Origin of the sequence: Sphingomonas mali NBRC 15500, assembly GCF_001598415.1 — a bacterium.
GTDB classification, from domain to species: domain Bacteria; phylum Pseudomonadota; class Alphaproteobacteria; order Sphingomonadales; family Sphingomonadaceae; genus Sphingomonas; species Sphingomonas mali.
In genome coordinates this window covers 49,376-75,244 of sequence record NZ_BCYX01000009.1, presented here as the reverse complement: position 1 = coordinate 75,244, position 25,869 = coordinate 49,376, and the positions used below count along the sequence as shown (strand labels likewise).

General features: G+C 64.7%; 23 protein-coding genes. 11 read left to right on the top strand and 12 right to left on the bottom strand.

Translation table 11 applies throughout. The features are described from left to right. Positions 1-45 precede the first annotated feature (45 nt). Complete coding sequence (locus SMA01S_RS09210; RefSeq protein ID WP_066820597.1) at positions 46-2,439, bottom strand: penicillin acylase family protein; 2,394 nt, start codon at positions 2,437-2,439, stop codon at positions 46-48. 479 nt (positions 2,440-2,918) lie between these two features. Between SMA01S_RS09210 and SMA01S_RS09205 the strand changes: the two genes are divergently transcribed. The 4 genes from SMA01S_RS09205 to dgcA all read left to right on the top strand — a co-directional run bounded on the left by SMA01S_RS09205 (position 2,919) and on the right by dgcA (position 9,152). After that, a complete protein-coding gene (locus SMA01S_RS09205) occupies positions 2,919-5,915 on the top strand; it encodes a TonB-dependent receptor plug domain-containing protein (protein ID WP_066820591.1) in 2,997 nt (998 codons plus the stop codon). Between the two features lie 225 nt (positions 5,916-6,140). Beyond that, on the top strand, positions 6,141-7,025 hold the full coding sequence (locus SMA01S_RS09200; RefSeq protein ID WP_066820590.1) for a LysR family transcriptional regulator: 885 nt from the start codon (positions 6,141-6,143) through the stop codon (positions 7,023-7,025). 94 nt (positions 7,026-7,119) lie between these two features. After that, positions 7,120-8,151, top strand: coding sequence for an N-acetyltransferase DgcN (gene dgcN / locus SMA01S_RS09195; RefSeq protein WP_066820586.1), 1,032 nt, complete (start codon positions 7,120-7,122; stop codon positions 8,149-8,151). An 8-nt stretch (positions 8,152-8,159) separates the two neighbouring features. After that, complete coding sequence (gene dgcA / locus SMA01S_RS09190; protein WP_066820584.1) at positions 8,160-9,152, top strand: N-acetyl-D-Glu racemase DgcA; 993 nt, start codon at positions 8,160-8,162, stop codon at positions 9,150-9,152. A 15-nt stretch (positions 9,153-9,167) separates the two neighbouring features. Here the strand turns inward: dgcA and SMA01S_RS09185 are convergent, their stop codons facing one another. Then, complete coding sequence (locus SMA01S_RS09185) at positions 9,168-9,425, bottom strand: hypothetical protein (RefSeq protein WP_066820582.1); 258 nt, start codon at positions 9,423-9,425, stop codon at positions 9,168-9,170. 65 nt (positions 9,426-9,490) lie between these two features. Continuing rightward, positions 9,491-9,868 carry a ribose-phosphate pyrophosphokinase gene (locus SMA01S_RS09180; RefSeq protein ID WP_066820580.1) on the bottom strand — a complete coding sequence of 126 codons (378 nt, stop codon included), beginning with the start codon at positions 9,866-9,868 and terminating at the stop codon, positions 9,491-9,493. Between the two features lie 83 nt (positions 9,869-9,951). On the opposite strand from SMA01S_RS09180, the gene SMA01S_RS09175 reads away from it, so the two are divergent. Further along, positions 9,952-10,647, top strand: a complete 696-nt coding sequence (locus SMA01S_RS09175) for an endonuclease/exonuclease/phosphatase family protein (RefSeq protein ID WP_066820578.1) — start codon at positions 9,952-9,954, stop codon at positions 10,645-10,647. Next, the gene (locus SMA01S_RS09170; protein WP_066820716.1) at positions 10,644-12,929 is read left to right on the top strand and encodes a patatin-like protein; all 2,286 of its coding nucleotides are present in this window, start codon (positions 10,644-10,646) and stop codon (positions 12,927-12,929) included. Before SMA01S_RS09175 ends, SMA01S_RS09170 begins: the two co-directional genes overlap by 4 nt. A gap of 61 nt (positions 12,930-12,990) precedes the next feature. Here the strand turns inward: SMA01S_RS09170 and SMA01S_RS24810 are convergent, their stop codons facing one another. Both SMA01S_RS24810 and SMA01S_RS09165 read right to left on the bottom strand, forming a co-directional pair. Continuing rightward, complete coding sequence (locus SMA01S_RS24810; RefSeq protein ID WP_218016861.1) at positions 12,991-13,149, bottom strand: hypothetical protein; 159 nt, start codon at positions 13,147-13,149, stop codon at positions 12,991-12,993. Between the two features lie 5 nt (positions 13,150-13,154). After that, complete coding sequence (locus tag SMA01S_RS09165) at positions 13,155-14,165, bottom strand: threonine ammonia-lyase (RefSeq protein ID WP_066820577.1); 1,011 nt, start codon at positions 14,163-14,165, stop codon at positions 13,155-13,157. 150 nt (positions 14,166-14,315) lie between these two features. Here SMA01S_RS09165 and SMA01S_RS09160 point away from each other — a divergent pair, with 150 nt between their 5' ends. Beyond that, complete coding sequence (locus SMA01S_RS09160; protein ID WP_084250208.1) at positions 14,316-15,533, top strand: type III PLP-dependent enzyme domain-containing protein; 1,218 nt, start codon at positions 14,316-14,318, stop codon at positions 15,531-15,533. 185 nt (positions 15,534-15,718) lie between these two features. Beyond that, positions 15,719-16,801, top strand: a complete 1,083-nt coding sequence (locus SMA01S_RS09155) for a 1,9-bis(guanidino)-5-aza-nonane synthase (protein ID WP_066820574.1) — start codon at positions 15,719-15,721, stop codon at positions 16,799-16,801. Positions 16,802-16,997: 196 nt separating this feature from the next. On the opposite strand, the gene SMA01S_RS09150 is transcribed toward SMA01S_RS09155, so the two are convergent. Both SMA01S_RS09150 and SMA01S_RS09145 read right to left on the bottom strand, forming a co-directional pair. Then, positions 16,998-17,171, bottom strand: a complete 174-nt coding sequence (locus SMA01S_RS09150) for a tautomerase family protein (protein WP_066820572.1) — start codon at positions 17,169-17,171, stop codon at positions 16,998-17,000. Between the two features lie 23 nt (positions 17,172-17,194). Next, positions 17,195-17,965, bottom strand: coding sequence for an SDR family oxidoreductase (locus tag SMA01S_RS09145; protein ID WP_066820570.1), 771 nt, complete (start codon positions 17,963-17,965; stop codon positions 17,195-17,197). 104 nt (positions 17,966-18,069) lie between these two features. Between SMA01S_RS09145 and SMA01S_RS09140 the strand changes: the two genes are divergently transcribed. The 3 genes from SMA01S_RS09140 (at position 18,070) to SMA01S_RS09130 (ending at position 19,154) form a co-directional block, all read left to right on the top strand. After that, positions 18,070-18,468, top strand: coding sequence for a winged helix-turn-helix transcriptional regulator (locus tag SMA01S_RS09140; protein ID WP_066820714.1), 399 nt, complete (start codon positions 18,070-18,072; stop codon positions 18,466-18,468). Positions 18,469-18,541: 73 nt separating this feature from the next. Then, positions 18,542-18,982 carry an MAPEG family protein gene (locus tag SMA01S_RS09135; RefSeq protein WP_066820568.1) on the top strand — a complete coding sequence of 147 codons (441 nt, stop codon included), beginning with the start codon at positions 18,542-18,544 and terminating at the stop codon, positions 18,980-18,982. Further along, entirely contained in the window at positions 18,975-19,154 is a 180-nt protein-coding gene (locus tag SMA01S_RS09130; RefSeq protein WP_066820566.1) for a hypothetical protein, read from the top strand. Before SMA01S_RS09135 ends, SMA01S_RS09130 begins: the two co-directional genes overlap by 8 nt. 36 nt (positions 19,155-19,190) lie before the next feature. Here the strand turns inward: SMA01S_RS09130 and SMA01S_RS09125 are convergent, their stop codons facing one another. From SMA01S_RS09125 to SMA01S_RS09105, 5 genes are all read right to left on the bottom strand, one after another. Continuing rightward, positions 19,191-21,071 (bottom strand): XrtA/PEP-CTERM system amidotransferase, encoded by a 1,881-nt coding sequence (locus SMA01S_RS09125; protein WP_066820564.1) that lies wholly within the window; start codon positions 21,069-21,071, stop codon positions 19,191-19,193. A gap of 111 nt (positions 21,072-21,182) precedes the next feature. Continuing rightward, positions 21,183-22,718, bottom strand: coding sequence for an exosortase A (gene xrtA, locus SMA01S_RS09120; RefSeq protein ID WP_066820563.1), 1,536 nt, complete (start codon positions 22,716-22,718; stop codon positions 21,183-21,185). Further along, positions 22,715-23,938, bottom strand: a complete 1,224-nt coding sequence (locus SMA01S_RS09115; RefSeq protein ID WP_066820562.1) for a TIGR03087 family PEP-CTERM/XrtA system glycosyltransferase — start codon at positions 23,936-23,938, stop codon at positions 22,715-22,717. The genes xrtA and SMA01S_RS09115 overlap by 4 nt, the downstream gene beginning before the upstream one ends. Next, positions 23,938-25,011, bottom strand: coding sequence for a FemAB family XrtA/PEP-CTERM system-associated protein (locus SMA01S_RS09110; RefSeq protein WP_066820561.1), 1,074 nt, complete (start codon positions 25,009-25,011; stop codon positions 23,938-23,940). The genes SMA01S_RS09115 and SMA01S_RS09110 overlap by 1 nt, the downstream gene beginning before the upstream one ends. Next, positions 25,008-25,850, bottom strand: a complete 843-nt coding sequence (locus tag SMA01S_RS09105; RefSeq protein WP_066820559.1) for an XrtA system polysaccharide deacetylase — start codon at positions 25,848-25,850, stop codon at positions 25,008-25,010. Before SMA01S_RS09105 ends, SMA01S_RS09110 begins: the two co-directional genes overlap by 4 nt. Positions 25,851-25,869: the final 19 nt, after the last annotated feature.

The window sequence follows — 25,869 nt, the reverse complement described above, 5'->3', positions numbered from 1 at the left end:
TGCGCGAGCGGTCCCCCTCCCCGTTCCGGGGAGGATTTTAGCGCGTCACCCCTTTGCCGGCGAGATCGTCGTCCGTGTCACGGCATGCGTATCGACCGCCGCCTTGCTGAACCACAAGTGTTGCGCGTTGCCCGCCAACCAGTCCTGGTACCAGTCGCGGTAATGCGGTGAACGCGGGTCGCCGGATTGGCCCGGCAGCAGCAGCACGCGGCTGTTGTCCCAGGCGCCGACGTCGGCGACGAGCAGATAGCTCGCACCGTGCATCACATTGAAGGTCTTTCGTCCCAGGTTCACGCCCCGAGCCATGACCGTATAACTGTCGCCTCCCGACCTTCCGCCGTCGATCTTGGGGAAGGCGGCCGCGATCGCGGGCGACGCGGATAGCGGGTGCGCGATCGATACCCGATGCAGGTCGCCCCAGCGCCATTGCGCAGGATCGGGGCCGGCGAGCTCGACCGCTTTGGCCCATCCCGCCGCCAGCGCCTTGTCGAGCAGCGCGTCGCGTGCTGCGACGGGGTCGTCGCCGAGATAATGGTCGGGCTTGGCGAGCAGCCGCAGCATCTCCGACAGGTTCATCGTCTTGAGGAGGTCGCGCGCGGCCTTCGGAATGACCAGGTCGCGGAACGCCGCGGACAGTTCGGGCATGACCTGTTCGTACAGCAATGCCGCCGCGCTATCCGCCGCGATCCCGCAATTCCATTGCCGTAACAACGCCGCGGCCGGCGCCGCGTCCGGTGACAGGGTCGCGGGCAGCAGCTTCACCAACGCCCGCGCCGGCAGCGATTGCACGTCGTGCTGGAGCGCGACGCTATCCTCGACGCGGTGCTTGGACTGGCTGCTCAGCACTTCGGCGATGCGATCGTAGCGGTAGGAATCGCTCCAGCTGAAGCTGATCTTGCGCTCGCGATACGGATAATCGGACGGCAAATTCATCTGGTTGGCCGAAGCGAACCAGCCCGCTTTGGGATTGTAGATGTTGGGCATTTCCTCGACCGCGAGGATACCCGTCCAGTCGTAGCTGCCGTCGCCCGGTGCTGGGAACAGGCCGTCATGCTTGGGCCGCTTGGGCGTGAACCCGCTGGCATGCCACCCGGTGTTGCCATGCACGTCGGCGTAATGATGGTTGGTCGGCGAGACGTGGATCTTGAGCGCCTGACGCAGCGACGCCCAGTCGTGCGCCAGGTTGATCGCGATGATCGCGAACCGCATGTTCGCGCCGGGCAACAGCGCGACGCTGGCCTGGACGACCGCGCGGTGGCGCGCCGGATCCTGCGAAATGACCGGCCGGCCCTGCGAATAGCGCAACGTCACGCGCTCGGCCGGTGCGTCCTTGACCGCGATCTCCTCCTCGACCGTCTCGAAGCGCTTCCACTCGCCCTTGTGCCAATATTGCTCGGGATCGTCCTCGCGCGTCTTGAGGATGAACAGGTCCGTCTGGTCGATATGGAAGTTGGTCCGGCCGAAGGCGAAGCGGTCGGTATGACCCTGCATGATGCCCGGCAAACCAGGATCGCCACCGCCGATCACGTCGAGGCCAGGCGCGGTCAGGTGTGAGATGTGCCGCGGACTGAGACCGCCGATCCCGAGATGCGGATCGTTGGCCAGGATCGGGCGGCCGCTCGCGGTGCGGCTGCCGGCGACGGTCCAGGCATTGCTGCCTTGCGCGATGCGGTCGATACGATCGAGATCGCGATCATAGGCCGCGATCTTCTGGCCGAATGGCAATGGTCCCGACCCTTCGAGCAGGATGCCGAGATCGGCCTCGCTGACCGCCGCGCAATCGAGCCCTTCCGGCACCGTGAATTGCCAAGCCGGCCGGAGCGGATCCATGAACCGGTCGTATTCGAGCAAGCCGCGCGCCTGAAGCTGGGCGTGGCGCACCTCGTCATCGGCGTCGCCTATCCCGCCGCCGCGCATACGCACGAGATCGCGCACGTCCCAGCGCAGGGGCGTGATGCCCAATATCCCGTATTCGGGCGGCAGCTGGCCGGGATCGGCTTCGAGCTCGGCGACCCGCGCGTTGATCCCCGCGACATAGCCGCGCGCGCAGTCGAGCACTTCGGGGGGCAGCGACTTGAGTTCGGCGTCCAAATCGCCGCGATAGAGGAACAGCCGCGCCGCGCGATCGGCAGGCACGAACCGCGCGCCGAACACTTCCGCCATGCGCCCCAGTTCGCGACGATAGTCCCAGTCGATCTGGAACATCCGGTCGCGCGCGACGACGTAACCCTGGCCGAAAAACGCATCGTGCTTGGATTTTGCGCGGATGTGCGGGACGCCCATCGCGTCCTCGAGTATCTCGATCGGCGCGCGCGCACCGGCCAGGCGAAGGGTGCGGTCGCGCCCGCGCCCGGACCTACTCACCTCGCGTGCCGTGCTCGCGCCCGGCAGAGCGAGCATCGCTACCGAGCTCAACAGGAACGCGCGACGCTGAATCATCAAGGGGCCCAATCGTCATCACCCAATCGTCATCACCATGAATCGAGACCCTATCGCAGCGGGTTGGGCAAGGCTGCATAGCAAGCCGGGCATCGCCTATAGCCACGAGTTATCGCCCTCCACCCAATTGCGACTCTATGTCCTGCCGGCCGACCCAGACCAACCTATTCCCTCGGGCTATACCCAAGCAAAATCATAGTAACCCCGCTTCTATTGACCCCCTTTAGGCGCCCTGTAACCTCCCGTCTCGGAAGTGACATGTTTCCGCAACACAGCGGGCAGTCGCCCTTCCAAAAAGGCAGGGATGGCAGGAGCAAGCCGATCGGCTCTCCGGTACGTCCCGCCGACAAATGCAGGTGGGACACATGGGCTGGTCGACAGCCACATGGTCCAAGCTACGAAATCGGGTCTCGACGCGCCACGCACGTCGGAGGAGTTCCTCCATACCGGCCTGATCGCAAGCCAAAGGGGTTGTTTGAATGTCTATTTTCGGGCGTATTCATCCGCGGATCGACCGCCGTTACGCGGCGGGTCTGGCCATGACGGCATTGGCCGTCGTCCACAGTGCGCCGGCCTTTGCGCAGGCAGCCCCGGCGCAGGACGCCCAGGCAACACCGCAAAATGCACCGGCCGCGGCGCCGATCGACGATTCGGACATCGTCGTCACCGGCTCGCGCATTGTGCGCAGCGGATTTCAGTCGCCGCAGCCGCTGACGGTGCTGTCGCAGAAAGAGATCGAAACGCAGTCGCCGACCAACAACCTGGCCGATTTCGTCAACAGCCTTCCCGCGCTCGCCGGCTCGACCAGGCCTGCCAACTCGCGCCTCAACCTGTCGAGTGGCCAAGCCGGTATCAACGCGCTCAATCTGCGCAACCTCGACAACCAGTCGACCGGCACACGGACCCTAGTATTGATCGACGGCCGCCGCTCGGTCGGCTCGACGGTCAACGACATCGTAGACATCAACACGATCCCGCAAGGCCTGGTGAAGAGCGTCGAGATCGTTACCGGCGGCGCCTCGGCGGCATACGGTTCGGACGCGGTCGCCGGTGTGGTCAACTTCATCCTCGACAAGAAGTATGAAGGCCTGAAGGTCTCGGCCGACAGCGGCGTCACGACCTATGGCGATGGCAGCAATTACCGGTTCACCATCACCGCCGGGACGTCGTTCGCGGGCGGCCGCGGGCATGTCGTGGTAAACGGCGAACTCGCCCACCAGGACGGCATCTTCAGTGTCGATCGCGCCTGGAATGCCACCGGCTATGTGCGCATCACAAACCCCGCCTGGTCGACCAACAGCACCACCGCACCGCAATATCTGACAACGCTTCGCCAGGTCGGCGCTGCCAACTCGACGCCGGGCGGTCTCATCACCGGGTCGACCGGGACTACCGCCAACAGCCTGCGGGGCATCTATTTCGGCCAGGGCGGCTCGGTGAATCACTATCAGTTCGGCGCGCTGACGTATCCGGCGATAACCGGGGCGTCCGGTCCCTCCCTCACCCAGGGCGGCGACTGGCAGGTGAACGATTCGGGTCGCCGCATCGGCCTGATGCCCGAAGAGAACCGGTACGGCGTCTTCGGCCGGTTGAGCTACGATATCACCGACAATGCCGAAATCTATTTCGAGGGATCGTACAATCGCGGCAAGTCGGTGTTCAACGCCGGCCCGAACCTGTCCACGGGCATCGCCTACAAGCCGGATAACGCCTATCTGATCCAGGAACTCGGTGCGGCGCAGCTTGCCGGCATCACCGGCGTGACGGTCGCTACGACCGCTGCCGACTTGCCCTATCGCGGCGTCAACAACGAGCGGAAGGTCCAGCGCTACGTCATCGGTGCCGACGGCAAGTTCCAGGCGTTCGGCAAAGACGCTCATTGGGACATCTACGCCCAATATGGCCGCACCGATATGCGCGAGCAGCTGACCAACATCATGAACACGCAGAACATGCTGAACGCGACCGACGCGGTGTTCGCACCGGCCGGCAACGCCCTCGGCGTGGCAGCGGGCACGATCGTGTGCCGGTCGTCGCTGACCAATCCGACCAATGGCTGCATCCCACTCAACCGGCTTGGCATCGGCGTCGCTAACCCGGCTGCTTTCTCGTACGTCCTGGGCAATCCGGAGCGTAACGAAATCGCCGAGCAGAAGGTCGCTGGACTCAACCTGGCGGTGACCCCGTTCGCCACTTGGGCGGGTGACGTCAGCGTGTCGGTCGGCGCCGAATGGCGGGAAGAGAGTATCAAGGGGTCCGTCCCAGATCAGTATCAACCGATCATCAACCGCGACGCGAACGGGGTGGCAATCTCCACCACGAACCGCTGGTCGGTTGGCAACTATCTGCCGACTAATGGCCGCTACAACGTGAAGGAAGCCTATCTCGAAACCGTCGTGCCGCTCGGCCTGGGTCTCGAGTTCAACGGCGCGGTGCGCGCGACGGATTACTCGACCGCGGGCTATGTCACGACGTGGAAGGCGGGGGCGACCTGGCAGCCGATCAGGGACATTCGTTTCCGCATCACCCGTTCGCGTGACATTCGGGCGCCCAACCTCAGCGACCTCTATCAATCCGGCGGTTCCAACAGCGATTCCGTTCGCAACCCCTTCTACGATGCGAATGATCCGTCGAAGGGACCGGCAACCTATGCCTATTCGGCAACGGTGATCGGCAATCCCAATCTGAAACCCGAAAAGTCGGACTCCTGGAACATCGGCGCGGTGATCACGCCGAGGTTCCTGCCCGGCTTCAACGCATCGATCGACTATTTCCGGATCGAGATCAAAGATGCGATCGGATCGTTCGGCGCGCAGGACATCATCAACCTGTGCTCGCTGGGCAACCAGGACTTCTGTGCGGGCTATACGGTCGATCCGACCAATCCGTCGAAATTGTTGTTCCGTACCCAGCCGTTCAATTTCTCGCGGCAGCTCGTGCGAGGCATCGACTTCGAAGCGGCGTATCGCGTGCCCCTCGGCAGCGCGACCAGCTTTACCCTGCGGGGGACTGCGACCAACTATCTCGACAATTTGCTCTACGCGGGCGTTCAGGGATCGGTGGCGGTCAACACCGCGGGCGTGAACGGCGGCCAGGGCAGCACGCCGAGCTGGATCTTCCACTTCAGCGGCACGCTCGACTTCCCGACCACGTCGATCACTGCAGTGGCGCGTGGCGTGAGTTCGGGCAAATACGCCTCCAACGGCATCGAATGCTCGACCAGCTGCCCGGTCTCGACCACGAATTTCCCGACTTACGACAACAACCATGTGTCGGGGCTGTTCTACGTCGATCTCAATCTGACGCAGCGGGTGAAGATCAACAACACGTCCGACGCCGAGTTCTTCGTCAACGTGACCAACCTCTTCAACCGCTGGCCGCTACTGGTTCCCGAAACCGGCCTGGCCGCCAACACCACCTATTCCGACATGCTCGGACGTACCTTCCGCGTCGGCGTTCGCATCAAGCTGCGCTGATCAAGAGTCCCTCCCCTGGGGCGCCGCATGGCCGAAAGCCGCGCGGCGCCCCTCCTCTTTTCGGGGTGCTGCTCCGCGCGAGTTTTGCAATCCATAGCTTTAGGGAATAGGCAGGGAAAACCGCGCCCTTCCCAGGTCTTTAGCGTCCGCGACCGACGATGCGATGACCTCTGACCGGCGCTCGATGACCGGGCGTTTGGGCGCGGGTATCAAGAGGGCCAAGACATGAATCTGCGCCAGCTCGAAGTCTTTCACGCTGTTTATCTGCACGGCACCGTCAGCGCTGCGGCGCGCTCGCTCAACGTCTCTCAGCCCTCGGTCACCAAGGTGCTCCGCCACGCTGAGGATTCGATCGGCTTGCCGCTGTTCGAGCGCGCCCGAGGGCGGCTGATTCCGACACAGGATGCGCGTGCGCTGTTCGGCGAAGTGTCGGAGATCCAGGACCGCGTGCGGTCGCTGCGCCAGGCGTGCCACAATATGCGGCTTGGTCGGGGCAGCCTGTTGCGCATCTCGGCGCTTCCCTCACTCGGATTGGGCGCCATCCCCGACGCGGTTGCCGAATTCCTGCGCGGGCATGAGGACATCTTGTTCGACCTGCAGACGCTGCATCACGACGAAATGGTGCGCAAATTGTACGAGCGCGAGACCGATATCGCGATCAGCTACGAAGTCCCGCCAGCCGCCCCGGTCGGGCACCAGGTGATCGGCGAGGGCGAACTGGTCGTGCTTTATCGCGAACAGGATTTCCCCGACGCGCCGTCGCGTATTCATCTGACCGATCTGCGCGAGCAAAAGTTCATCAGCCCGGTGCAGTCGGGGCCGATCGGGCGCATGTTGTCAAGCGAACTCAATCAATTGGGCGTCGTGCTCGACGAAGTCGTGTCGGCGCGCACTTACTATGTCGCCGCCGCGTTGGTCCGCGCCGGCGTCGGCATGGCGATCGTCGATAATTTCACTGCCCAGGCATCGGTTGCAACGGGACTCGCGTCACGCCCGCTCCAGCCGGCGATCACCTTCGATATCAACGCCGTCTATATGCAGGACCGCCCGCCGACCCACACCGCCTCCGAATTCCTCGACCTTCTGGCGGACGTGATCGATAAGCTATAGCCCTACGCTATAGGGGTCGTGGCGTTAAATATTGGGGCTCGTCCTGGCGCGGCGATACAGCTTGTCCTCCCTGAAAATTTGCAGCCGAACCGACATGATCGCCACGCCTTACCTTCTGTATCTGGGTCACTCGAACGACCATGCCGGCATCAAGACGTCGCGCGGACTGGCCGTGTTCCGGCCGGAAGTGTGCGTCGGCGAATTCCGCCACGACGATTGCAAGCTCACGCTCGACTTGCCCCGGATGGATTTCACAACCGCGGTGGCGGCCGGCGCCAGGACGCTGATCCTGGGCGTCGCCAATGCCGGCGGCACGCTGGGCGAGGACATGGTCGCCGATGCGATCGCCGCGATGGAAGCGGGGCTCGACATCGCATCGGGTCTCCATCAGCGCCTGAAGGATGAGCCGCGGCTGGTCGAGGCGGCGAGGCTGCTCGGGCGCGCGCTCCACGACGTGCGCGACCCGCAACCCGGCATCCCGGTCGGCAACGGCAAGCGGCGCGCGGGCAATCGTTTGTTGACCGTCGGCACCGATTGCTCGGTTGGCAAGATGTACACCACTTTGTGCCTGACGCGCGCCCTGGTCGAGCGCGGCATCAAGGCCGATTTCCGCGCCACCGGCCAGACCGGCATCCTGGTGGCGGGAAGCGGCGTGCCGCTCGACGCGGTGATCGCCGATTTCATCTCGGGCGCGATCGAGCAGCTTTCGCCCGCGCGGAGCGACGACGGCTGGGATCTGATCGAAGGCCAAGGATCCTTGTTCCACCCGTCCTTCGCGGGGGTTTCCACCGGTCTGCTGCATGGCGCGCAACCCGAGGCGATCGTGATGTGCCACGACCCGGTGCGCGAGCATATGCGCGGGCTGCCGCATTTCGGCTTGCCCGGCCTCGCCGAGTGTCTGGACGCCAATCTGCAGGTCGCCCGGCTGACCAGCCCAAAGGTGCGGGCGGTGGGCATCGCGCTCAACACCTCCGCCATGCCCGAGGATGAGGCGCGCGCGCTCTGCGCCCGGACCTCGGACGAGATGAGCCTGCCCTGTTCCGATCCGTTCCGGTTCGGCGTCGATGCCATCCTCGACACATTGCTCGGTGCGCCAGCCCGCGCCGGCACCCGGCAAGTCGCCTGATCGCCGCCATGCGCCGCACGATATCGATCCAGCCCGAGATCTTCCCGCTCTGCACCCCGTTTCGTATCTCGCGCGGGACCAAGACCGCCGCCGAGGTGGTGACCGTGCGGATCGAGCAGGACGGCGTGGCCGGGCGCGGCGAATGCGTTCCCTATCCGCGCTATGGCGAAACGGTCGACAGCACGATCGCCGCGATCGACGCGGTACGAGACGCGCTCGAAAGCGGTGTCGGACGTGACGAACTGCTGCGGCTGATGCCTGCGGGCGCCGCGCGCAACGCGGTCGATTGCGCGTTGTGGGACCTCGAAGCGCGCCTGGCGAACAGCGACGTAGCGACGATGATCGGCCTGAAACAGCCGATTGGCCCGATCGCGACGGCGATGACCGTGGGTCTCGACACGCCCGACCGGATGCGCGTCGCGGCGGCCGCGCTCGCCGACGTGCCGCTGATCAAGGTCAAGGTCGACCGCAGCGACCCCGCCGCGCAATTGCGCGCGGTCCGCGACACCGCCCCCCTGCCCCGCTTGATCGTCGATCCCAATGAGAGTTGGACGATCGACGAGGTGCGGTCGCTCCAGGAACTGCTTCTCGAGCTGAAAGTCGACCTGCTCGAACAGCCGCTGCCGGCGGCGGACGATGCCGCGCTGACGGGGCTCGTCTCCGCTATCCCCATCGCCGCCGATGAATCGGTCCACGCCGCGGCCGACCTCGCGGCGTTGCCGGATGGCTATGGCGTGGTGAACATCAAGCTCGACAAGGCCGGCGGCCTGACCGGGGCGCTCGAGCTGGCCCAAGAAGCGCGCCGGCTCGGACTGGACGTGATGACCGGCTGCATGATCTGCTCCTCGCTATCGATCGCGCCGGCAATGATGATCGCGGTGGATAGCGTATTCGCCGATCTCGACGGCCCGCTGTGGCTGGCGCAGGATCGCGAAGGCGGCTTCGGTTGCGTGGGTGGCGTCCTGAGTGCGCCACAACGGGGGTTCTGGGGCGGAAACTAAAGCCTGAACCGAGGTCTAGAAACACCTTCCGAAGAGCGAAATTCTTCGATGCATCTCCTCTTTTAGCTCCGGATAAGCCGCTTCGGTTGGCACGACCAGCGTGTCCATTATGTCGAAGATAATTGCCGCAGCCGCTCCGGTCGTATTCTTATGCTTTTCCTTCGTCTCATCGTTGGTGCCAGCGATATCGATGATACTCTGTAACTCGCGGATCGCCCTAATGGCGGAAGCGATCACCAACACGGAGAAGTCTTTATCGTTTTGATTGCTCATTCGAAATTGCTCTCATCAAATAGAAATTTCCAAGTCGCCGCCATCGGCTCGTCCGCATCGCTAAATCAGTCCCGACCTCGCCAATAATCGAACGCGATCTGCTGCTGCTCCCTGACCAACTTCGTCGCCTGAGGCCCCGTCCACGGCCCGTCATACCCCAGCACGAACGCCCGCGCCCCACCCCACCAGCCTTGCCCGGGCAGACCGTCCGACTCGCGCACGACCAAAACCGCGAGTTCCGGCTCACCCGCGGCGATCGCGGCTTCGTCGATCACGTCGAGCGTCTTGCACACCGCGCGCATCTTGGGCCGGGTGAAGCGGTGCCCCAATTGCGCGAGCAGGTGCGAATAGCTGATCGCCTCGCCCGCTTTGGCCGCCTGGATCAGCAACGCCCGGACGCGGGCGACATCGGCGATCGAATTGGCGGAGTTCTGGTCGATCATGACGCCTGCGGGATGACATGCACCGGTCAATTGGGCTAGTCCTCTGCAACTCGCACTAATCGGAGGCGTTCACACAAACTCCAATGATCAAGGTCGCGAGCTACAATATCCGCAAAGGGGTCGGCACCGATCGCATCCGCAGCCCGGAGCGGATTCTGGCGGTGCTGCACGAAATCGATGCCGACGTGATCGCGCTGCAAGAGGCGGACCGCCGGTTCGGCCGGCGCGCGGCGATCCTGAATTCCGATCATTTGTCCGACCATGGCGCATGGAAGGCGTTGCCGTTCGGATCGCGCCCCTTGTCGAGCGGGTGGCACGGCAATGTCCTGTTGGTCCGCCGCGATGTCCAGGTGATCGATTGCGAGGCGATCCATCTGCCCACGCTGGAGCCGCGCGGCGCGGTGATGGCCGATCTGCGCATCGGTGGCCAGGCGATCCGCGTGGTCGGCATGCACCTCGATCTGTCGGGGCTGATGCGGCGGCGCCAGGCCGACGCGATCCTGGCGCATCTCGACGCCAGCACGCATCAATTGCCGACGGTGATGATGGGCGACCTCAACGAATGGACTCGCGCATCGGGCTGCCTCAAGGATTTCGGCACGCGCTTCCACTTCGCCGCAACCGGGCCCAGCTTCCACGCGCGGCGGCCGGTCGGACGGCTTGATCGCATCATGGCATCGCCCGATCTGGCGATCGTCGATTGCGGGGTGCATGTCAGCCACGCATCGCGATGGGCATCCGACCATCTGCCGATCTGGGCGAAGGTGGAGCCGGCATGACGCGCGAAAAGGAACTGCGCATGGCGCTGGTCTGCTACGGCGGGATCAGCCTGGCGGTCTATATGCACGGCATCACCAAGGAGATCTGGCGCCTGGCGCGGGCCAGCCGCGCCTATCATTCGGGCCGGGCGCCGCACGTCAAATCGACCGAGCCCATCTATTGCGCATTGTTGAGCGAGATCGAAAACGAAGCCGGCATGCGGCTCCGCGTGCTTCCCGACATCATCGCGGGCGCGAGCGCCGGCGGGATCAACGGCGTGTTCCTGGCCCAGGCCTTGGCGACCGGGCAAAGCCTGGAGCCCTTGACCCAATTGTGGCTCGACGTCGCCGATATCGAGGCCTTGCTTGATCCCAAGGCGGCGCCGTCGCATCGGTTCGCCAAGGTCTGGGCGCTGCCGATCGCCTGGATGGCGCAGCGGCGCGGTGCGGCGCGGGTCGACGAGCTGGTCGATTCCGAAGCCCGCGCCGAAGTCGAGCGCAAGTTATCCCATTTCGTCCGCTCGCGCTGGTTCGAACCGCCGTTCGGCGGCGAGCGCTTCACCAATCTGGTGCTCGACGCACTGGCGGCGATGGCCGAAGGCGGCGGCGACGGTCGATTGCTGCCGGCCGGGCAACCGCTCGACCTGTTCGTCACCGTCACCGATTTCCGCGGCCATCCCGAACGACTCGAACTCAATTCGCCGCCCGAAGTGCTGGAAACCGAACACCGCCTGGTCATACCGTTCACCGATCACGGCACGGGCGGGTTCGCCGATCCCGCCGAACTCGTCTTTGCCGCCCGCGCCACGTCGAGCTTCCCCGGCGCCTTCCCACCCTTCACCGTCGCCGAGCTCGACAAGGTGTTGGTCGACCGGGAAATGACATGGCCGACGCGCGAGACGTTCCTGGAACGCGCGCTGCCACGGCAATATGCCGTCAACGCGATCGACAGTGCGGTGCTGATCGATGGGTCGGTATTGGTCAACGCGCCGTTCCGCCCGGCGATCGACGCGCTGCGCGAACGCCCGGCGCGGCGCGAGATCGATCGGCGGTTCATCTATATCGACCCCTCGCCTGGCGCCGGTTTCCATTTCGGTACGACCGCCGCGCCCTCACCGGGCTTTTTCCAGACGATTATCGGCGCGATCTCCGAAATTCCCCGGCAACAGCCGATCCGCGACAATCTCGAGGAAATCCAGGAACGCAGCCAGCGGATCGAGAATATGCGCGCGATCACGCGGTCGATCCGGCCCGAGGTCGAGTCGCAGATCGAAAGCCTGTTCGACTATACGCTGTTCATGGACTCGCCGACGGCGACGCGGCTCAAGAACTGGCGCATCAAGGCGCAGAATGCCGCCGCCGCGAAATCGGGTTATGCTTATGCTGCTTACGGCCATCTCAAGGTCGCGGGCGTCATCGACCTGATCAGCAACCTGCTCCACGCCGTGGGTGGCGAGACCGGGGCCGACCGCCTGATCCGCATCCGCCAGACGGTCGAAGCGGCAGTGCAGGCCAGGGATGGCGGGCTGACTTTTGCCGGCAAAGCCAGCGAATCGGCGATCCTGTTCCTGCGCTCGTTCGACCTCGGCTTCCGCATCCGCCGGCTGCGGCTGGTCGCGCGCCGGCTCGCCGAACTGGAAGACGATCTATCGGAGGAGCAACTGACCGCCGCACGCGACGCGATCTACGACGCGCTCGCCGCTTATCTCGAGGCCAAGCGGACGGACACGCACCTCGCCTTGCGCCGCGACGTGCGCAGCCTGCACAACGACGCCGCGCCATTGCTCGAAAAGCTGGCGGCATCGCTCAACCTCAAAGAACTTGATGACGACACCGACGCCAAGCTCGCCGACGCCTTTGCCGGCATGGCCAAGGACGTGAAGCGGCCGTTGCTGCTCAGCTATCTCGGCTTCCCCTTTTTCGACGTTGCGACCTTGCCGCTGCTCCAGGGCGAAGGGCTCGACGAATTCGATCCGATCAAGGTCGACCGCATCGCACCGGAGGACGCCGCGGCGATCCGCACCGGCGGCGCCGAGGCAACGCTGAAAGGCATCCAGTTCAACAGCTTCGGCGCGTTCTTCAGCCGCGCCTATCGGGAAAACGACTATCTGTGGGGCCGGCTGCACGGTGCCGAACGGATGATCGACATCATCGTGTCCGCGCTGCCGCCGCGCGTACGGATGAAACCGGGGCGCGTCGCCGCGATCAAGCGCAATGCGTTCCACGCGATCCTGGACGAAGAGGAAGCGCGCCTGACCGCGGTTCCGGGCATGATCGACGCGCTCAGGCGGGAAGTGGGCTGAGATTCCCTCGCGAATTCGCTTGTGGGGGAATCGAGCGCTGCCTGTCTCTTCCGGACTGGATCTACAGCGTCCAGACCAGCACGTTCCCCACCAGCACCACCGCCATTACCACCATTAGCATGCCCTTGGTCCGCGTGTCGGGCCGGAGGCTCAATCGCACGCCGAAATAGACCAGGATCGCCGCCGCGATCATCGCGACGGCATAGGCCATGTCCTGCATGCCGCTCACGATTCGCTTTCGCTCAGCGCCGGGAAAGCCGGTGCCTCGGCGGGTTCGGGGGCCAGTGCCTTGGCATAGGCGTCGATGTCGACATTGCCGCCCGACAGGATGACCAGCATGCCAGGCTCGGCGGCCACCTTGCCGGCGAGCAGCGCCGCCAATCCGACCGCTCCACCCGGCTCGACCACGAGATGCAGCTTGCTCGCTGCCCAGCGCTGCGCCGCGCGAACCTCCGCCTCACTGACGGCCACGCCCTTGGCGTCGCGCCGTGCCAGTACTTCGAAGGTCAGCGGCGAGACGACCGGCGTTTGTAGGGCGTCGCACGCGGTCGGCGGCGGATTGGGGCCGACCGGTTCGATCCAGCTCGCCTCGAGGCTGCGGCGCATATCGTCCCAGCCTTCGGGTTCGACCACGGTAATCCTGGCTTCAGTCAGGCCAAGCGCGATTCCCGCGGCGAGCCCGCCGCCGCCGCAGGGAATCACGACATGGCTGGGTTCGCCCAGCCCGATCGCCTCCATCTGCCGTCGCGCCTCGATCCCCGCGCTACCCTGGCCCTCGATGATCCAGGGATCGTCGAAGCTCGGCACCAGCACCGCGCCGCGCGCTTCGGCCAGTTCCGCGGCGATCCGCACGCGATCCTCGCTCATGCGATCATAGGGAACGATTTCCGCCCCTAGCGCCAGCGTACCGTCGCGCTTCGCCTTGGGCGCGTCCGACGGCATTACGATCGTGGCGGGGATGCCCAATCGCTTCGCCGCCCAGGCGACTCCCTGGGCGTGATTGCCCGATGAGAAAGCCACCACGCCTTTCGCCCGCTGATGATCATCCAACGCGGTGAGGCGGTGCCACGCCCCGCGCAGCTTGAACGCACCGATCGGCTGCAGCGACTCCGCTTTGAAGGCGATCGTCACGCCATTGATTTCATGCGTGAAAAGTGGCGTCGGCGCCAGGATCGCGGCGATCTTCGCTGCTGCGTCCCGAACCCCTGCCCGCGTCGGCTGTCTTACGATCGTCACTTTTCATCTCCGCTCGTCAAAATCGGTTCCAAAAAGTCTTTACTTGGTAATCTTTGGACCTTATCTGCCCGCTTCCCGCTGCCCCATGGGACTTCCAACCGCAAGGCAGCATTTCACCGTACGGCGCAAGCCACTTGGAGGTCCCTTGAGTTGCACAAGCATCATAGCGCGCTGGGGCTAGCGAAAGCCCCTGGTAATTCCGCCCGCGGGATTGCTCTTGATCAGCGGCCGGTTGCTCCGGTCACGCTCATTCGTCCGCATGCGGCTGCCCGCGCCGCCCGATTCTTCGTTGAGAAGTTTCCGGGCCGCTCGATGTATGCCGTCAAGGCGAATCCATCGCCCGAATTGATCCAGATCCTCTGGGACAACGGGATCACGCATTACGACGTCGCCTCGATCGCCGAGGTGCGGCTGGTGCGGCGCACGCTGCCCGACGCGACCTTGTGCTTCATGCACCCGGTCAAGGCCGAGGAAGCGATCCATGAGGCGTATTTCAACCATGGCGTGAAGACGTTCAGCCTCGATTCGATCGAGGAACTGGACAAGATCGTCCGCGCCACTCACGGCGCGAGCGACCTGACGCTGTGCGTGCGCCTGCGCGTCTCGTCCGAGCATTCGAAGCTCAGCCTCGCGTCGAAGTTCGGCGTGGCGCCGGGCGAATCGAAGGAATTGCTGTTCCAGGCGCGGCAGATCGCCGACGCTTTGGGCATCTGCTTCCATGTCGGCAGCCAGGCGATGACTCCCGCGGCCTATGCCGAAGCAATGGAGCGCGTGCGCCAAGCGATCGTCGAGGCCGGCGTCACGGTCGACGTCGTCGATGTCGGTGGCGGCTTTCCGTCGACCTATCCCGGCATGGAGCCCCCGCCGCTCGAACATTATTTCGAGACGATCCATCGCGCGTTCGAGAGCCTGCCGATTTCCTATTCGGCGGAACTCTGGGCGGAGCCGGGTCGCGCGCTGTGCGCCGAGTATAGCTCGATCATCGTGCGCGTCGAAAAGCGCCGGGGCGACGAATTGTACATCAACGACGGTGCCTATGGCGCGTTGTTCGACGCCGCGCATATCGCCTGGCGGTTCCCCGTCACGCTGCTGCGCGAGCCCGACAGCCACGCCAAGGACATGGCGTACAGCTTCTACGGCCCGACCTGCGACGATCTCGACCATATGCGCGGGCCGTTCATGCTGCCGGCGGACGTGCGCGCGGGCGACTATCTCGAAATCGGGATGCTCGGCGCGTACGGCTCTGCGATGCGCACCGCGTTCAACGGCTTCGGATCGGACGAGACGGTGATCGTCGACGACGAGCCGATGGCCTCGCTCTACATGAGCGAGGACCGCGAGGTCGCGTCGAACGTCGTAAAGCTGTAACGGCTCAAAGCTAACGGCCTTCCTCTCCCCTTCCGCTTGCGGGAGGGGTCGGGGGAGGGCTCGTTATTCGAGAGCGCCGTCCCTCAGACACGCCCTCCCCTAACCCCTCCCGCAGGCGGGAGGGGAATTTTACGGGTTTCCGCGTCCCCATAACGACGGCGGCATGAGAAAACGGGAACAGACCCATGACCGACACCCTGACCAAGACCGCGGCCGCCAATGCGCCGATCAACGACACCCGCAAGGCGGAATTGCTGTCGAAGACGGTCAAGCATATCGACATCACCTCGTTCGACGCGCGTCCGATCGTCGACGCGATGAGTGACATGAGCTTCACCAGCCGCGACCTCGGCCGCGCGACCAAGATCTACAACCAGATGCTGGCCGACAAGGACTGCACCGTCGTCCTGGTCATCGCCGGATCGACTTCAGCCGGCGGCTGCATGGACCTCTATGCCGAACTGATCCGCAACAAGATGGTCGACGTCGTCGTCGCGACCGGCGCCTCGATCGTCGACATGGATTTCTTCGAAGGCCTTGGCCACAAGCACTATCAAGCGCTTGAAATCCCGGATGATGATACGCTGCGCTCGCTCTATATCGACCGCATCTACGACACCTATATCGACGAGGAGCAGCTCCAGGATTGCGACCATACGATCCTGAAGATCGCGGACAGCCTGGAGGCAAAGCCCTATTCGAGCCGCGCCTTCATCCGCGAGATGGGCAAATATCTCGCCGAGCACGGCAAGAAGGACAACAGCCTGGTCAAGCTCGCTTACGAGCATGACGTGCCGATCTTCTGCCCGGCGTTCGTCGACTCCTCGGCCGGCTTCGGGCTGGTCAAGCATCAGGTCGACCGCGCCAAGGCAGGCCTGCCGTATATGGTGCTCGACGCGATCGCCGATTTCCGCGAGCTGACCGAGATCAAGATCCAGGCGGGCACCACCGGCCTGCTGATGATCGGCGGCGGCGTGCCGAAGAACTTCGTCCAGGACACCGTGGTGTGCGCCGAAATCCTCGGTCACGAGGATGTCGAAGTGCACAAATATGCCGTGCAGATCACCGTCGCCGACGTCCGCGACGGCGCCTGCTCGTCCTCGACGCTGCAGGAAGCGGCGAGCTGGGGCAAGGTCAACACCGGCATCGAGCAGATGGTGTTCGCCGAAGCCGGCTCGGTGATGCCGCTGCTAGCGAGCGATGCCTATCATCGCGGCCTGTGGAAGGACCGGCCGGAGCGCCGCTGGGCGAAGCTGTTCGCGGCCTGAGGCTCCCAACTCCTTCTCCCCTTGTGGGAGAAGGAAGGGGCCCGCTCGCGTAGCGAGTGGGAAGGATGAGGGGGAAAGTGCCTCCGAGAGTCTCCCTCACCCTTCCGCCGACTATGTCGGCTCCCTCCCTCTCCCACAGGGGGAGAGGGAGTTTTGGTTAATCTCGCGCCCGATACGCTTCCGGCACCACGAACACTTAGTCGGCGCGGGTATAACCTCCGTCGCGGACTTCCTCGATCAACACCATCGTATGCGCCCTAGCCCCCTCACCGAAGAACTCGACCAGCATGTCGGTCGTGCGGTGGGCGAGATCGGCCTTTTGCGCGGTCGACAGCGCGGCCTCGGGCAGCTTGAAATTGGCGAACGGCATGTCGTCTGCCCTTCTTCGAGGTCTCAGTTCTGCGCTTCGCGCGCCTGGTTGACGAAATCGTTGAGCTGGGCGAGCGTCGCATCGAAACGCCCCTCCCGCTCGGCATTGCGCAGGAAGCCCACGCGCTGGACGAGGATCTCTGGCGGCGTCGGCTGTTGGCCGAACAGCGCCATTACTTCATCGGCAAACTCGTCGAGCGGCTGATAGCCCGCAAGCGTTTCCTGTCCCGGCGTGAGACCGGTCTGCACCGCGGGCGGCGCCAGTTCGATCACTTCGACCTTGCCGGCCAGCGCGGCACGCATCGCGATGGTGTAGGAATGGATCGCCGCCTTGGTCGCGTTGTAGGTCGGTGTGGCAACCAACGGCACGAACGCCAGTCCCGAGGTAACGTTGACGATCGTCGCATCGGGCTGCGCGAGCAAATGATCGATCAGCGCATTGGTCAGCCGGATCGGGCCGAGCAGGTTGGTGGTGATCGTCGCCTCGGCATCAGCCAGATCGCGGCCTTGATCGAGCGCCTCGAACCGCATGATCCCGGCATTGTTGATCAGCACGTTGAGCGCCGGGAAGCTCGCGAGCACGCGTGAAGCGAAGTCGGCCACGCCTGCGGCGCTTTCGACGTCGAGCGTCATCGTATGGATATTGGGCCGCCCCGCCGCCGCCGCGTCGAGCGCGTCCTGTCGCCGGCCGGCGATGATCACGACGTTGCCCGCGTCATGGAACCGGTGCGCCAGCGCTTCGCCGATGCCCGACCCGCCGCCGGTGATGAGGATGGTGTTGTTGCTGCTTTTCATCGGATCGCTCCTGCCTGGGGTTGATGGCAGCGATGTACGCCTATACTCTCCACATGAAAGAAGGCACCAAAAAGATTTATACTTACCCAAAAGAGAGTGACGCGATGAACGCTCCCGCCCCGCCTCATCTGCCTTGGCCGACCGACATCGATCCGCGTGTAGAAGCATTGGTGACCGAAGTGATCGGTCGGGTGGCGGACAAATGGACGATGCTGATCCTCGATGTCCTCGCCGAACAGGGCGAGTTGCGCTTCACCCAGGTCGGTCGTGAAGTACCCGGGATCAGCCAGAAGATGCTGACCCAGACTCTGCGTCAGATGGAACGCGACGGATTGGTCGTGCGCACCGTGCACCCGGTGATCCCGCCGCGGGTCGAGTATCGCCTGACCGATCTCGGCTTCTCGCTCGGAGAGGCGTTTTGCAGCGTGTGGATCTGGGCGAAGGACAATCTCGAGCGGATCGACGCAGCGCGCGCCGCCTTCGATTCCCGACGACCGGGCTGAGCCCGCGCAATCCGTTGCAATCGCGAACCGGTTGATGCAGCTTCCCGGCACAATAGTCTGGGGGAGGCTCTTCATGCACAGCGAGATCCTGAAGCCGGTCGTCGTCCTGATCGCCTGGACGCTGGTGATGCTCGTCTGGATGATGGCGGTGCGGTTGCCGGCGATGAAGGCGGCCGGGATCGACATGACCAAGTTGAAGGGCGGCAAGGGCAGCGACGCCGACGGCGTTCTTCCTCCGCAGGCACAATGGAAGGCGCACAATTACAATCACTTGTTCGAACAACCGACGTGTTTTTACGCGGTATCCTTCGTGATTGCCTTTACCGGCACCGGTGACGGGATCAATGCCTGGATCGCCTGGGCCTATGTCGCGCTGCGCATCGCGCACAGCCTGTGGCAAGCGACGGTCAACAAGGTCTCGATCCGCTTCACGATCTTCATGCTGGCGACCTTGTGCCTCATCGCCCTGACTTTGCATGCCGCGATGGCGGTGTTCGGTTGGCATCATGGCTGAGAAATTCGAGCGCCACCGTCAGCCCTGGCGGCAGGACGAAATCCAGAAACTCCATACACTGGCCAAGAAAGGCATGGCGCTGAAGGCGATCGCCAAGGCGCTGACCAGGAGCGAGGAGTCGGTCAAGCAGCGGGCGAAGGAAGACGGGCTATCGATCGCGAAATTGCGGTGAACGTTTCTCCCCTCCCGCAAGCAGGAAGGGAATTGCTTACCCGAACAACCGCGCCAAACTCCGGTCGAGTGTCACTAATTGCCACAGCGTGCGGCCATGTTCGGCACGGCCCGCCTTGTGCTCTGCGGCGATCCGTTCGATCATCCTACTATCGAACCATTGCAGCAGCCGCGGTGAACGCGCCAGACCGGCCGCCTCGTCGGCCAGCGCACCTCGGAACCAGGCGCTGATCGGCGTCACGAACCCCATCTTGGGCCGATAGAGGATATCGTCGGGCAGATACCGCTCCATCGCCTTCTTCATCAGCCACTTGCCCTGCCCGCGCCGCAACCGCATCGACACTGGCAGGGTCGCCGCGAATTCCATCAATTTATAGTCTAGTAGCGGCTCACGCGCTTCCAGGCTGACCGCCATGCTGGTGCGATCGACCTTGGTCAGGATGTCGCCGGTCAACCAATGCTGGATATCGGCATATTGCGCGCGGTCGAGCGCATCGCGCGCCGGCGCGTCACGCATCGTCGCGATATAGCGATTCTCGGCGCGATGGCCGCCAAGCTGGCGCCAGGCCTCGGCGGTGAACAGCTTCTCGCGCAGTGTCGGCGTCGTTACTCCCACCGAACGGGCATAGGCAGTCGCGCCATCCTCGGCCAAAGCGAGCAAGGTCGTCTTGGCGCGCAACGGGCGCGGCGCCCAGTCGGCCTTCGGATAGAGCCGTCCCAATGTTCCGAATACATTAGCGGACATTTCGCGCGGCAAGAGCGAGCGCACGCGTTCTTCGGCTGCCTGGAATTTGTAGCGTCTATAACCCGCAAACGCCTCGTCGGCGCCGTCGCCCGACAGTGCCACCGTTACCTGCTCGCGGGCCAGTTCGCAGACGCGGAACGTCGCCAGCGCGGAGGCATCGGCGAAAGGCTCGTCGAACGCGCTGGTCAGCCGGTCGAGCAGCGCGAAATCGTCCGCGGCGACGACACGCTCGCGATGATCGGTGTGATAGCGTTGCGCGATCGCCTCGGCATAAGCGCGCTCGTCATGTCCGGCTTCCCGGAAGCCGATCGTGCACGTTTTGACCGCGCCCTTCGACAATTCGGCCATCAGCGCGACCACTGCCGAGCTATCGACCCCGCCAGAAAGGAACGCGCCAAGCGGCACGTCGGACACCATCCGCAGCTTCACCGCGGCGCGCATGCGGTCGACCAATTCGGCCTCGAGGTCCTTGAGCGATCCGCTCGCGCGGTTGGTGAAGTCGAGATCCCACCAGCGTCGCGGCGCCGGCACCGGTCGCCCGCGTTCGAGCATCAGATAGTGCGCGGCAGGCAGTTTCCTCACGCCGGCGACGACGCAGGCATCGTCGGGAACATAGCCCAACCCCATGAAATCCTCGATCGCGGCGAGGTCGGGCGCGCGACGGAGCAGCGGGTGCACCAGCAAGCCCTTCAACTCCGACGCGAACGCCACCGACCCGTCGGACAGCACGACATAATGGAGCGGCTTCACCCCCAGCCGGTCGCGCGCCAGGAACAGGCATTGTCGTCCGGCATCGTGCAGCGCGAAGGCGAACATGCCGTTGAGGCGATCGAGCATAGCCGGGCCCCATTGCCGCCAGCCATGGAGCAGCACTTCGGTATCGCCATTGGTGACGAACCGCGCCCCCATCGCCTGGAGCTCGGCACGGATCTCGGCGAAATTGTAGATCTCGCCATTATAGGTGACGGTCAGATCGCCGTCGTGCATCGGCTGTGGGCTGCCCGCGACGTCGATGATCGCCAGACGGCGGTGCGACAGGCCGACGCCCGATGCGGTCCATACGCCAGCACCATCGGGGCCGCGATGCGCCTGGGCATCGGCCATCGCCAGCACGCGGGCGCGATCGACTGGTTTGGGAGTTCCGGGGTGATAGATCCCGGCGATACCGCACATGTTACCGACCGACCCCCGTATTCGTGCTCGTCACCCCAGCGCAAGCTGGGGTCTCAGGCAATGTCGCCATAACTCTAGAGATCCCAGCTTTCGCTGGGATGACGGGAGTTGTCACCGGGCCATCCCCGCGCTGCGATCCGCCAATCGGTCGAGCGGCCCCAAAGCCGCGAGGAACGTCGCCATCGCCGCGCGCGGGTCGTGGCCGGGCAGCGTTTCGGCTGAAACATGAATCGCGACCGCGCGCTGCGGTCCACCCAGCAGCTTGGCCTTGAGCGTTTCGAGCTTCACGATTTTGGGATCGGACGTAAGGACATTGCCGATCCGGTACCACGTCGCGACCTGACGCTCCACCGGTCCCGGTGCGGTGATCCGCATGACGCTGCCGCCGTTGAGATCGTCGAGGTCTTCGACCCGAACCCAGCGATCATCCTGCTGCATGATGCCGATGCCGAAGCCGACAATCTCCTTGCCCTGATGCTGGCTGCCATAGACCGCGATCGCCAGATCGACGGCATTGCCCGCACCATCGACATAGCGGCCGAACAATTGATGGTCGGCGCCAGGATAGGTCGGTGCCCAGGGCGCGCGGGTGCTGACCGGCGCGCGTTTCCAGCCCGCCACCTGCGGCAAGTCGATATGCTGGGGCAGTATCTGTGCGCGGCTGGCGATCGCCGTCGACCATCCGGGGAAAGCCGCCGCGACCGCGAGCACCAGTAGCGCCGCGACGATCGTGTCGAGCGGCCAGCGGACCGGCCCCTGCAGTCGCGCCGGATCGAATGCCGGCGCGTCGGGCGCGCGGTCGAACCATTTCCAGCCGATCGCCAGGACCGCCGCCATCACCAGCCCGAAGAACACCCAGCCGAACACGATATGGTCGTACCCCGTCGCCTGTTCGACGCTGGTCAGCACCGCGGCATAGATCGTCCCGAACGCGCGCACGCCATTGGCCAGCACCGGCACGATGACCGCCATCGTCATGAACGCGATCCGTCGCGGCCAGGTGCGATAGCAAAGGTTCGCGACCAGCACGCCATAAGCGATCATCGCGATCACGAACTTGGAGCCGGAGCATGCCTCCGCCACTTCGAAATATTTGTCCCCCGCAGTGATCAGCACGCCATCGACCGTTGCCGCGACGCCGACCAGATGGAGCAGATGCATCGTGATCCATACGGTGATCGTCTGGAGTGGCGGCTCGAGGAATTCGCCGAACGGCACCAGAAACAGCGCATAGGCGATCGGGAAGAGCAGCCCGCGCGAGACATTGGGGCCGAGTACCGTCACCACCGCGCCCTGCAGCATCATCACCACGCCCAGATGCCGCGCGAACGAGACGCCCCCGGCATCGCCGAGCAGCCAGCCAAATCCGCCGGCCGCGACCAGCGCGAGTCCAGGCGCCCAGGCTTGAGGCTTGAGTTGCGCGAGTTCGCCGCGCCGGATCCACACCAGCCAGCCGACCACCGGCGCGATGAACAGGCAATGCCCGAACGTGGTGTTGGTCCAATAGAGCTCGGCCAGTGCCGCGACATCATGCCGGAACATCAACAGGATCACCGCCATCGCCGCCGCGAGCGCCGCCAGCGGACGTCGCCAGGCGGGGGCGATCACCAGCCCGGGACGAGGCGCGGAGCCCGCAATGCTGGTCATGCCGCCACCCGTCCCTTGGCTTTTGGCGGCACGCCCTTAGTGCCCCATCCGATCAAGGCGTCGAGCGGCGCGAGCCGGGCGCTCCAGCCGTAGCGTGCCTGTACCCGCTCGCGCGCCTTGCGCCCCATCGCGGCCGCGTCGTGCGCATCCGACAACAACCCGTTCACCGCATCCGAAACCTCCGCCACGGTGTCGCCACTCAGGATCGTGCCGTCATGGTCGATCCCCTCGGCGGCAGGCCCGCTCGCCACCACCGGGCGCGCCATCGCCATGGCTTCGAGGACCTTGTTCTGGATGCCTCGCGCGATCTTGAGTGGGGCGACCACGCAGGCGGCGGCGTCCAGCCACGGCCGGACGTCCGCAACTTCGCCAGTCACGCGAATTCCATCCTGATTCGCCAGCGCGGTGACCGCAGCCGTCGGGTTACGGCCGACGATGACGAAAACGGCATCGGGATGGACGACGCGGATATGCGGCAGCACGGTTTCGGCGAACCATGTCACTGCCTCGACATTGGGGCGATAGTCCATCTGGCCGGTGAACACGATCAGCTTTCCGGTGGTATCGATCCGGCGAAACGCCGCTGCGGGATCGAAGAAGTCGGTGTCGATGCCGTTCTCAACCACCTGGACATTGGCGGCGCCAGTGCGCTTGCGGAACAGCTCTGCTTCGGCGTCGCTGACGAACAGGCTGGCGTCGACGCGCCGCGCGACCCGGCGCTCGAACTGGAACAACAAGTTCGCCTCGCGCTGCATTAGCCAGCGCATCGGCCAGTGTGAAGCCTTGGCGTAGTCGGCGAACTTGAGCGAATCCATGTCGCAAAAGTCCATGATGACGCGGGCGCGGGTTTTGGCCGGCACATACTGTGCCATCTGACCCGAAAAGACGTAAATCGTATCGATCGAGCGGCGGTCCAACAGGTCGGCGACGACGTCGTGCATGGCGTGATTGTCGAACGCGGTCAGCGAGGCTGGACGGCGCTGCGCCAACGCCTCCAGCAACGCCCGTGGTCGCGACTTGCCGCGCCACAGGATCGACCGGCTCGCGGTGAACGCCACCAGCCCCTTCTTCGCCTTGAGGTCGCGAGGATCGTCGGCGAACGCAACGAGGTGCACGCGATGTCGCGCGGCAAGGTGTTTGAGCACGTTGAACGCGCGAATCTTGTCGCCGCGATCGGGCGGGAATGGCGATCGATGCGCGAGGAATAGGATGTCGCCCATCAGCCGAGGCCTTTGGCGATCACCGGTCCCATCGCATTGGCGAGCCACAGGGGCAGCTTCTTCCAAACCACGACCTGCAGCCGATATTTCGGGCTCATCGGGTTCATCTCGCGCGGCGTCTGGCCGGCGGCCACGCGCTTGGCATAGCGCAGCGGCACGCCCTCGAATCCCCAATTCTTCTTGAACGCGGCAACGCCGGTCCCCGCCTTCGAGCGCCCGAAATCGTAGCGCGTGCAGCCGCGTCCACGGGCATGGCGCATGAGCTCGTAATAGAGCCGGTCATTGGCCTTGAGCGACCGCGCCTCGCGCGTGCCGCCGCCCCAAAAGGGATAGACAGTGCCGTTGAGGTAGAGGCTGAATACGCTGGCGTGGGGCTTGCCGTCTTTGGACACGGTCACGACATCGGCGTGCTCGCTCAATTCGGCGGCAACCTCGCGAAACAATTTGGCCGGGAATACCGGCGTGCCGAGATTGCGCACCGATTCCGAAAACACCGCATAATGCATCGCCAGATCGCGCGGCGTGCTGCCGATCGCGATCTCCAGATCTGCGTCGAGCGACTTGCGGACATCGGCGCGCTGCTTGCGCGGGATCGCTAGCAGTTCGGCCTCGTCGTCCTGGGCGAGATCGCGCGCAAAGCCCAGGTATGTCGTCTCGTCGACGATCCAGCCCTCGCCCGGTGCGGGTCCGCCGCGCAGCTCGAGGCTGGGACAACCGAGCCTCTCAGCCAGCGCCCAGGCCGAGGCGGCGAGCGCGTCGGCCACAGCGTCGCGGCTGGTCAGGATACCGCCATCGACCGCGAAGCCGGCCGACACGAGCGCCTTGCCGAACAAGGGCGAGCGGATCTCGGTCAACGGCAACATGCCGGCGATCGTGCCGTCGGCATATTCGGCGATCAGGCAATGCGCGGTTTGCCCACAGGCGCGCGCGACCGCCACATTCCAGCCCGTGAGATGGAACGGTGTCGCGTCGGCATGCGCGCGGACATAGGCATCGATCCGCGCACGCTCGCCAGCCTGAGCCAGATCGGCGGCGCTGATCGCTACCGGAGTCGAGACCAACGGCATCGTCATTGCAGGCGCTCCGCTTCGACGGCGACGACCGCATCGACGCGACCCCAATCGTGGCGCTTCACCAGCCCACGCAATTTGCCCGCCATCGCACCGAGTCGGCTGTAATGGCGCAATCGCGACTTGATCGGCGCGCGCGCGACACGCGGTTGATCGGGATCGACCTCCCAGGGATGGAAATAGAACACCGCCGGGCGATGCTCGTCGCGATTGGCGCGCGTCACCGCGCGATCGGTAATCGCCGCCGGAAACAAGCGGAAGAACCCGCCGCCAGTAGTGATCTTGCGCCCAGCGACATCGGCGAGCGTGATCGGCAGCTCGATCAAGTCAGATCCGGTGACCGGGCGATAGGCATGCCTGGGCGCGTCGGCCCAGCCATAATGGTCGTGGATCAGCGGGGCGACGCTCGACGAATAGGCATAGCCTTCCTCGGCCAGCACCTGATGCGCCCAGGGCGTGCGCTGGTCGATCGAAAAGCTCGGGGCACGATACCCGGTCACGCGTTGGCCCGATGCATCTTCCAGCGCGGCCCGGGCGCGCTTCAGATCGGCGCGAAAGGCGTCGGCGCTCATCGTGAAAACGCGGTCATGGTCCCAGCCATGGCTGGCAACCTCATGCCCCTCATTGGCGATGCGGCGGATCAGCGCAGGGTTTCGCTCGGCCACCCAGCCCAGCGTGAAGAAGGTCGCCTTGACCCCCGTCTCGCCGAACAGGTCGAGCACCTTGCCGGTATTGTAGGCGACGCGGCTGTCCAGACCGTCCCAATCGGCCTTGGCGATCACGCGTTCGAAGGCGCCGACCTGAAACCACTCCTCGACGTCGACCGACAGGCCGTTGCGCATGATGCCGCTCCCGTCGCGC